The 7437-nt window shown below is 30.3% G+C and carries 9 protein-coding genes and 1 pseudogene; 4 read left to right on the top strand and 6 right to left on the bottom strand.

Translation table 11 applies throughout. The features are described from left to right. Positions 1-172 precede the first annotated feature (172 nt). The gene (locus HMPREF2706_RS11195; RefSeq protein ID WP_070862385.1) at positions 173-904 is read right to left on the bottom strand and encodes a hypothetical protein; all 732 of its coding nucleotides are present in this window, start codon (positions 902-904) and stop codon (positions 173-175) included. Positions 905-1147: 243 nt separating this feature from the next. On the opposite strand from HMPREF2706_RS11195, the pseudogene HMPREF2706_RS11190 reads away from it, so the two are divergent. Further along, positions 1148-1603, top strand: a pseudogene (locus HMPREF2706_RS11190) (replication initiation protein); the annotation flags it as partial. Between the two features lie 144 nt (positions 1604-1747). Here HMPREF2706_RS11190 and HMPREF2706_RS12145 read toward each other — a convergent pair. Together HMPREF2706_RS12145 and HMPREF2706_RS11185 are read right to left on the bottom strand one after the other, a co-directional pair. Beyond that, positions 1748-1843, bottom strand: coding sequence for a type I toxin-antitoxin system Fst family toxin (locus tag HMPREF2706_RS12145; RefSeq protein ID WP_134273732.1), 96 nt, complete (start codon positions 1841-1843; stop codon positions 1748-1750). A 339-nt stretch (positions 1844-2182) separates the two neighbouring features. Beyond that, the gene (locus HMPREF2706_RS11185) at positions 2183-3118 is read right to left on the bottom strand and encodes a helix-turn-helix transcriptional regulator (protein ID WP_070862384.1); all 936 of its coding nucleotides are present in this window, start codon (positions 3116-3118) and stop codon (positions 2183-2185) included. A gap of 81 nt (positions 3119-3199) precedes the next feature. Between HMPREF2706_RS11185 and HMPREF2706_RS11180 the strand changes: the two genes are divergently transcribed. Further along, positions 3200-3628 carry a VOC family protein gene (locus HMPREF2706_RS11180; RefSeq protein WP_070862383.1) on the top strand — a complete coding sequence of 143 codons (429 nt, stop codon included), beginning with the start codon at positions 3200-3202 and terminating at the stop codon, positions 3626-3628. Between the two features lie 335 nt (positions 3629-3963). Here the strand turns inward: HMPREF2706_RS11180 and HMPREF2706_RS11175 are convergent, their stop codons facing one another. From HMPREF2706_RS11175 to HMPREF2706_RS11165, 3 genes are read right to left on the bottom strand one after another with little or no spacing between them, the layout of a single operon-like run. Then, complete coding sequence (locus HMPREF2706_RS11175; RefSeq protein ID WP_012818264.1) at positions 3964-4407, bottom strand: MFS transporter; 444 nt, start codon at positions 4405-4407, stop codon at positions 3964-3966. 55 nt (positions 4408-4462) lie between these two features. Beyond that, the gene (locus tag HMPREF2706_RS11170) at positions 4463-4876 is read right to left on the bottom strand and encodes a universal stress protein (RefSeq protein ID WP_001836859.1); all 414 of its coding nucleotides are present in this window, start codon (positions 4874-4876) and stop codon (positions 4463-4465) included. Positions 4877-4889: 13 nt separating this feature from the next. After that, positions 4890-6341, bottom strand: coding sequence for a SulP family inorganic anion transporter (locus HMPREF2706_RS11165; protein ID WP_070862382.1), 1452 nt, complete (start codon positions 6339-6341; stop codon positions 4890-4892). Positions 6342-6454: 113 nt separating this feature from the next. Between HMPREF2706_RS11165 and HMPREF2706_RS11160 the strand changes: the two genes are divergently transcribed. Next, the gene (locus HMPREF2706_RS11160) at positions 6455-6997 is read left to right on the top strand and encodes a recombinase family protein (protein ID WP_001836856.1); all 543 of its coding nucleotides are present in this window, start codon (positions 6455-6457) and stop codon (positions 6995-6997) included. Between the two features lie 13 nt (positions 6998-7010). Next, the gene (locus HMPREF2706_RS12255; RefSeq protein WP_001836853.1) at positions 7011-7265 is read left to right on the top strand and encodes a hypothetical protein; all 255 of its coding nucleotides are present in this window, start codon (positions 7011-7013) and stop codon (positions 7263-7265) included. The last annotated feature ends 172 nt before the right edge of the window (positions 7266-7437 follow it).

Below are 7437 nucleotides of genomic sequence, written 5' to 3'. Positions count from 1 at the left end.
GTTAGCTATATTTTTTTACTTTGCAACAGAACCATAAAACGCCTAACACTTCCGTGCTAGACGTCTTCACATCATGACCACAATCATCACGTAGCTTTGCGCAACCAAGTTTGCGCTATCACTAGTGTATCATTTCTTTCTCGCCTTTTCTAACTTAGCTGCGAAATAGTGATTAATCAAAATCTTCGAAATTATACACATATCCATCTTTCATTTTTTTAATATCTGACACAGACAAGTTCTTTAAATTTTGTTTTTTTCCTAGTTGTACGCCGTAACTTAAATATAAGTCTGGCTCATTCGTTTCGGTACCATCATATGTGAATGTACCGTGATAAGTTTTTGCTTTTGAAGGATCTTGGGATTGTGCGCTTGTAAGTGACGTATATGCAATACCCATGACTTCTTCGTCTTCTGTACCATAACTCATGTAGTCTTCAAATGAATTTACATCATCTTTTTTAACGTCTTTCGATTTCGGAACAACATAGGTAACTTCTGGTGTCTTTTCGTCATTGTCTACAGCGACATACATTGGTTCTTTCCATTTTGTTTCCCGCTCAATTAAATCTTTATTATCTAACACTTTTTCAGCATTTTCTGGTTTTAATTTATTAATAAATTCTGCTGTTGTTTCTTCTCCAGATAATTCAATTCCTTTTATTTTTCCATTCTTTGTTAGAAAAATATGGCTTTGATAGTTTTCGTCCTCGCCATCTGAACTAGTTTGTGTATTTTGAGAAATAAGATGTGGCTTTTTATCGTCAATAATATCTTTAATTGTTACGTTCTTTTTTGACATGCCTGAATTTTTCTTATTTTCATCTTTATCGGCATTCGTTCCACATCCTGCTAACATTAATGTTGTTAAAATAGTTGTTGTAATTACCTTCGACTTCTTCATTGGTATACCCCTTTCACTTCTCTTTAAATAAAGTATAACAATTTATGATAGTTATTTTTATACTAATTATCTTTTCTCCTTATCTTTGGCCTTATTTATGGTTCTGTTGCAAAGTTAAAATTATATGCACATCTATACAAAACTATAAAAGCAAATATTGTTTTAACAGTAAAGAGTTTTGTTAGTATTAATTATTTTTCGTTTTTCAGTATAAATATTACATGATTTTTAACTTTGCAACAGAACCTTAAATCTACCTATTCAAAAAATATGTTTAGATTACTTAAACAATATAAACATACTGGCTATATGAAGATTAAAATTGAAGACTTTAGAGAACGATTAGATATTCCAGAATCTTATAGAATGTCTAATATTAACCAATTTGTTTTAACACCGATTATCAAGGAGCTCTCTCCAATATTTAATAACCTCAATATCAATAAAATCAAAGCTAAAAAAGGTCGTAAAATTGAATGGCTAGAGTTTACGTTTGATGCTGAGAAACGTATTCACAATAAACGACAACCGCAAATGGCAAATATAGGTAAGTCACGACAATATATCAGTCGTGAAAAAACACCGAAATGGTTGGAAGAACGTACATATGAAAAAACAACACAAAATGAGTATGATCCACAATTAGAGAAAGAACGAGAGGCATTTTTAAAACAGCTTCAAGTTGATTGGGAAGAATAGAAAAAGTTTATAAAACGAAAGCGTTAATTGAAGAGTGTGTAATATCGTGATATTATATAAGCAACAAATAGTAATGTTATTAACGCACCGAACCCCCAACCTACGGACATAGGTTGGGGGTTCTTTGGGTGTTGGCTTTGTCGCCTATTTTTTAGTACGTTGTTCTAGCCAAAAGCGAAACAACGTAACACAGCACCCTACAAAAATAGGAGCTATTACATAAACAAATAGTAATGTCATTCAGCGCACCTCCTCTCTACGTCAAATTGACGTCTGAGAGATAGACGACTTCCCAATTATAACAAAATGTCTCTAAACTTGTATGCAGGCATACAATATACATGCATACAGTATGCGTACATACTGTATGCAGCACTTAGACGCTTGAGAACTGAATAAAGATACAAAATTTCATTTAATGAAAATGCATGAAAACGTGTCATTGGGGTAATGTATAAAAGATGAATATCCTATAATCCGAACCACAAGGGACAAACGCTGAAATGACGGCGTTTGTCCCTTTTGAGTTAGTTGACATAATAAAGTCTTATAGGTAGTTAAATTGTATATCGTATTCATTTAATAGTAATCTAATATTTCTTGTAAGTCTTGTTTTATATTATTACGCAAACTCTCTGGACTTAAAACTTTTACATTTTTACCACAAGATATAATGATTTTTGATACAAAATTCACATCTTCTTTATTGATGTCTATTTTTAATATAAATGTATCATCCTCTAATTTATCTATAGTGATATTAGACCACAAATGATTTTGTAATAAATCTACGCCTATTTCATTACTTTCAATAGTTATATTTATTTTGGACTCTTTCTCTACTAAGTACTTTTTGTAATTTTTCAGATGAATATTTGGGATTTCCTCTTCAAATCTTGTTTCATATATCTCCTCAATTTTATTTAAGTTAAATAATCTCACAATTTTAGTTTTAACGTTCGCCGTCACAAAATACCATACATTATTTTTATAAGTTAACCCTATCCCTTGATAAATATAAGTAAGATGTTTTGATCTATAAACTAAAGTGAATTGCTTTTTAAGTATCGTGAAATTTATAACTTTATTAAAAATATCATTGGAATATTCATTCCCGATTTCAACATTGAAGTATTCAAAGATATTTTTGTATTGATTAATAATCGATTTTTGCACCTCTGTAGAACTGTTATATATTTTATTGACTATACTTATATATTCAGATGAAAACGGAAGATTTTTTAAATTAGAGATACTCGACAAAGCAAAATATAAAGATTTAATTTCTTCATCATTTAAATCAATTCTTGTGAGGTGAGCTTTTCTAATAACTTTATATCCTCCATTCTTTCCTCCAGTACTGTATAAAGGCACCCCTAGTTCTTGAATATCTTTAATATCTCTCAAAGCTGTACTTTTTGAAGTATTAAATTCTTCCATTACATCTTTTAATTTGAAATTTCGATTATTATTACAAAATTCTATTAGATTATAAAGTCTGATAGTTTTATTCATAAATTTCCCTTTCGGTGTCTAGAATTGACACCTTTAAATAGTATGATAATTATATAACAAATTATTGAAGGAGGAAAATATATGAATTTTGAAGTTAGTCCATATTTTTTAATCACTAATAATGCTGAAAAATTAAGAATACGCTTAGAGGAAATATTTAATGCAAATACAGTTTATATTCAAAGAATAAAAGATAGACCGTTAGAGGCACGTGAAGATGTTGATGAAAGAGATTTAGAAAAAATCGACCAATGCGTGATTTTATTTGGTGATGTAAAGTTAATGATTGCAGATGACACTGAAGGCCTTCCAATTACAAAAGGAAATAATGTTTCTTTGTGCGTGACATTCGAAAATGTCGAAGATACAAAGCGAATTTATGATGAATTAGTTGAATTAGGCTCTGAAATTTTAGTACCCTTTGCCCCGAAATTTTATACGGAGGGGTATGGATATATTAAAGATGAATTTGGAATTGCTTATCATCTCTTTACTAAAAGAAAAAATTAAAAAAAGGGCATATATAATATGCCCTTTTTTAATTAATAATTTACATAATTAGTTATTATAGGTAGTAGATTTGTATAACATATCCATTTTTATAAAGAGGTTTATCTATATATTGTTATACTAAAATATGATTAGTATTGGTTAATAACCATATCTGTATAGTCTTCTTCTTTTATTATTCGAATTTGATTATTACTCGATTCATGCTCTACTCCCCATACTTTCGACCGTTTAAAAATCAACAAATCACAAAAAACCAATAATATTAGAATACATATTCCTTTGCAAAACTTCATAACATCTCCCCTTAAATACCATTCTTTCTATGGTATATTTTAATAATTTTTAACTAGCTTTTTAGCCAATAATGCACAAACTAAACCAATAATGGGGAAAATAATCATCATATAAATAGTTAATGAATAGGATTGGAAAATATCATGACCTAGGCCTAATGGTAATGGTCCTAAAGAGGAACCAATCACTAGCATAGTTGATCCAATTCCATTTATACTCCCTACATGCTTACGTCCAAAGTAGTTAGCCCAAACAATATTGGTTCCAATTCTTTCTAGACCGTTCGCAATTCCCCATATGATTCCAAATAGAATAGCTAAAGAATATATTGAGGAAACTTCTGTACGGCTCCATCCAAATGTTTGAATATATTCATCAATAAATGCTGCGTTTGAATAAGTTTGGCCAGGGCCAGAGAAGAAAACTGTCAAACCAGCAATAAATACAATAACCCAACCATAATAGAAATTTTTGGTTTTCATCTAATATTCACCTCTAAAATAAAACTCAATCCTTTCACGGATTGAGTTAGACAGACTATTTTACAATAACAACGGGAATTTCTGAACGTTTTGCTACTTTGTGACTGACGCTACCTAACACCATTTCTTGCAAACTATTTAATCCACGTGTTCCCAAAACAATAGCCTGAAATTCTCCACTATTTGCAACTGAAACAACTGTGTCCGCAGGAACACCATGTGCAATTTTCATTTCATATTTCACATTATGCTCTACAAATAACTCAGTGATATGAGAGAGTTTGTCTTCTCTTTCATTCGTCAAACTGGAACTTTGTTTACCATGTAAAACATCTGTTTTCGACTCCTCAACATCTACAACTGTAAGAATAGTAACAACAGTATTATCATCTATAAAATTTAAAACTTCTTTTGCTGAACGCAAACTATTTTCTGACCCATCTGCTGCTAATAAAATTGATTTATACATAAATAACGCTCCTTTAGTTTAAATGATTTTCATTTAGTTGGCTTAACTCTGAAACAATTTTACGACTATCTGAATTTAATTTTTCTATACGAACAATATTATTTTTTTCTTCGAATTTTCGTACTATCGTGTCAATTGCATCGACTGCAGAATCATCCCATAAGTGTGCATTATTGAAGTTTAATTCTATGGTACTATTTTTAATATCGAAGTTAATTTGATCCATCATAGAGTCAATAGAAACAAAGAAGATTTGTCCTTTAAAAGATAATCGATTTATTTTACCGAATTCTTCAGAAATTACTTCTACTTTTGAAATTTTAGTAGCAAAGAATAAAGCGCTGAAAACGACCCCTGCAACAACACCTATAGCTAAGTTATGAGTCATTAAAACGATAATCACCGTAATGAGCATAACAACTGCATCTGTTTTCGGTGCTTTTTTAATATATTTAAAAGAATTCCAATCAAATGTACCAACAGAAACCATAACCATAATACCTGCTAAAATTGGCATTGGAACCTGCACTACGAGTCCTCCAAGTACAATAATCATAAATATAAGTACGATACCGGCTGTAAATGTAGACAATCTACTGTTTGCTCCTGATTTAACATTGATGACCGATTGACCAATCATGGCACAACCACCCATACCACCAAATAAACCGGTGATCATGTTAGCGATACCTTGACCACGTGACTCTCTATTTTTACTACTATAAGTATCTGTAGCATCATCTACAATTTTAGCTGTAAGTAAGCTTTCTACTAAACCTACAATAGCCATAGATAAAGAGTAAGGGAAAATAATTTGAAGTGTTTCTAAATTAAAGGGCACATTAGGGATTAAAAAGTGAGGTAAAGCTTGTTTAATATTCCCTAAATCTCCGACAGTTCTCACGTCAGAACCTGTATACATATAAAGGGCAGTCAACACGATAATAGCTATTAATGGTGCAGGTATAGCTTTAAAAAATCTTGGAATTATATATACAATGAGTAACGTGATAATTACATATATATATGTTGAAATTGATATTCCAAAGATATGTTCTATTTGAGACATAAAAATCATTATTCCTAGGGCATTTACAAACCCAATCATGACGGAATGAGGTATAAATTTCATTAGACGACCAACTTTAAGTAGTCCTAAAATTAATTGGATTAACCCCATTAGTATAGTAGCAGCTAGAAGATACTCTACACCGTAATCTTTCACAAGTGGAACAATTAATAAGGCAATAGCCCCTGTTGCAGCTGATATCATTGCTGGTCTGCCACCTACAATAGCAGTAACCACAGCAATAATGAACGAAGCATATAAACCAACCATTGGATCTACACCTGCAATAATTGAAAATGCAATAGCTTCAGGGATTAAAGCTAAAGCAACTACAATACCGGCAAGTATATTTTTTCCTGGCTGGTTAAGCCATTCATTTTTTAATTTTTCAACCATAACTTACTCTCCTTTTTATTTAATTATATTGTAAAGTATAACAGAAAAGTTTCATATGTATACCCGTTAATGAAACTTTATGTTACACTTCACCTACAGGGTGGTGCAATTAAATGAAATACGGTTATATTAGACCCGTTACAATAAACGACAATTTAAATGAACAAAAAAAGAAAATAGAAAATCATACAAATGAAATTGTTGAAGAAATTCATGCTAATAATAAGAAGAGGAATATATTAGATGTTCTTTTAAATGAAAAATTAGTTTCTGGAGATATGTTATACGTTACGGATTTATGTATTCTTGCAGATTCTACGAAACATTTAGTAGATATATTAGATTATCTTTCTCAGGAGGATATATCTTTATATGTTATTAATTTAAATCGTTATATTTATAAAGACATCAAAGGTGAATTTATAGAAATATTACATGATATCACAGACTTCCAAAGTGACATTGTCAAATTTAGAACTCGTTTAGGTTTAGAAAATTATGCAAAAGAAGGAAAAAACTTAGGAAGACCCAAAAGAAACGACAAAAATCTTAGTGATGCTATTGAAATGTATATGAGTAAAAAATACACTTTAAATGAGATAAAAGAACAGACAAATATAAGTAGAGCAACTTTGTATCGTCATCTAGATAAATAAGAGGTGATGAACGTTGTTAAAACAAGATTTAATGTATAGTGTACTGTTATCGATTAAAGAAGGAGAAAGTGTAGATTTTAAAACCTTAAATGTGAGTGAAAAAACTTTTTTATTAGCACTCGAGAGTATAGCGAGACAAGATTTAGCTGAAAATGTAGAATTGTTTTATAATAAATGTTTTCCGATTTGTGGGACAACACGATACGCAGAGTTAACAGAAAAAGGACATAAAAATATTTCTGAATATCAAATAGAATATAAGTATTAATAACTGTAAAAATTTGATTAAAACATAGAAAAAAAGAATATTTAATACGCATAACACCTTAATAAATAAGGTTCTGTTGCAAAGTTAAAAATTATGTAATATTTATACTGAAAACGAAAAATAATTAATACTAACAAAACGGTTATGTTGCAAAGTAAAAAATATAGCTAAC

Source organism: Staphylococcus sp. HMSC067F07 (genome assembly GCF_001837405.1).
Classification (GTDB): Bacteria; Bacillota; Bacilli; order Staphylococcales; family Staphylococcaceae; genus Staphylococcus; species Staphylococcus capitis.
This window is presented reverse-complemented; position numbering and strand designations above follow the sequence as displayed.

Coding starts and splice junctions, on each gene's coding strand:
- HMPREF2706_RS11175 (WP_012818264.1), bottom strand. CDS start 4,407: ATGAAAACCAAAAATTTCTATTATGGTTGGGTTATTGTATTTATTGCT.
- HMPREF2706_RS11195 (WP_070862385.1), bottom strand. CDS start 904: ATGAAGAAGTCGAAGGTAATTACAACAACTATTTTAACAACATTAATG.
- HMPREF2706_RS11160 (WP_001836856.1), top strand. CDS start 6,455: ATGAAATACGGTTATATTAGACCCGTTACAATAAACGACAATTTAAAT.
- HMPREF2706_RS12145 (WP_134273732.1), bottom strand. CDS start 1,843: ATGACATTACTATTTGTTTATGTAATAGCTCCTATTTTTGTAGGGTGC.
- HMPREF2706_RS11170 (WP_001836859.1), bottom strand. CDS start 4,876: ATGTATAAATCAATTTTATTAGCAGCAGATGGGTCAGAAAATAGTTTG.
- HMPREF2706_RS11185 (WP_070862384.1), bottom strand. CDS start 3,118: ATGAATAAAACTATCAGACTTTATAATCTAATAGAATTTTGTAATAAT.
- HMPREF2706_RS11165 (WP_070862382.1), bottom strand. CDS start 6,341: ATGGTTGAAAAATTAAAAAATGAATGGCTTAACCAGCCAGGAAAAAAT.
- HMPREF2706_RS11180 (WP_070862383.1), top strand. CDS start 3,200: ATGAATTTTGAAGTTAGTCCATATTTTTTAATCACTAATAATGCTGAA.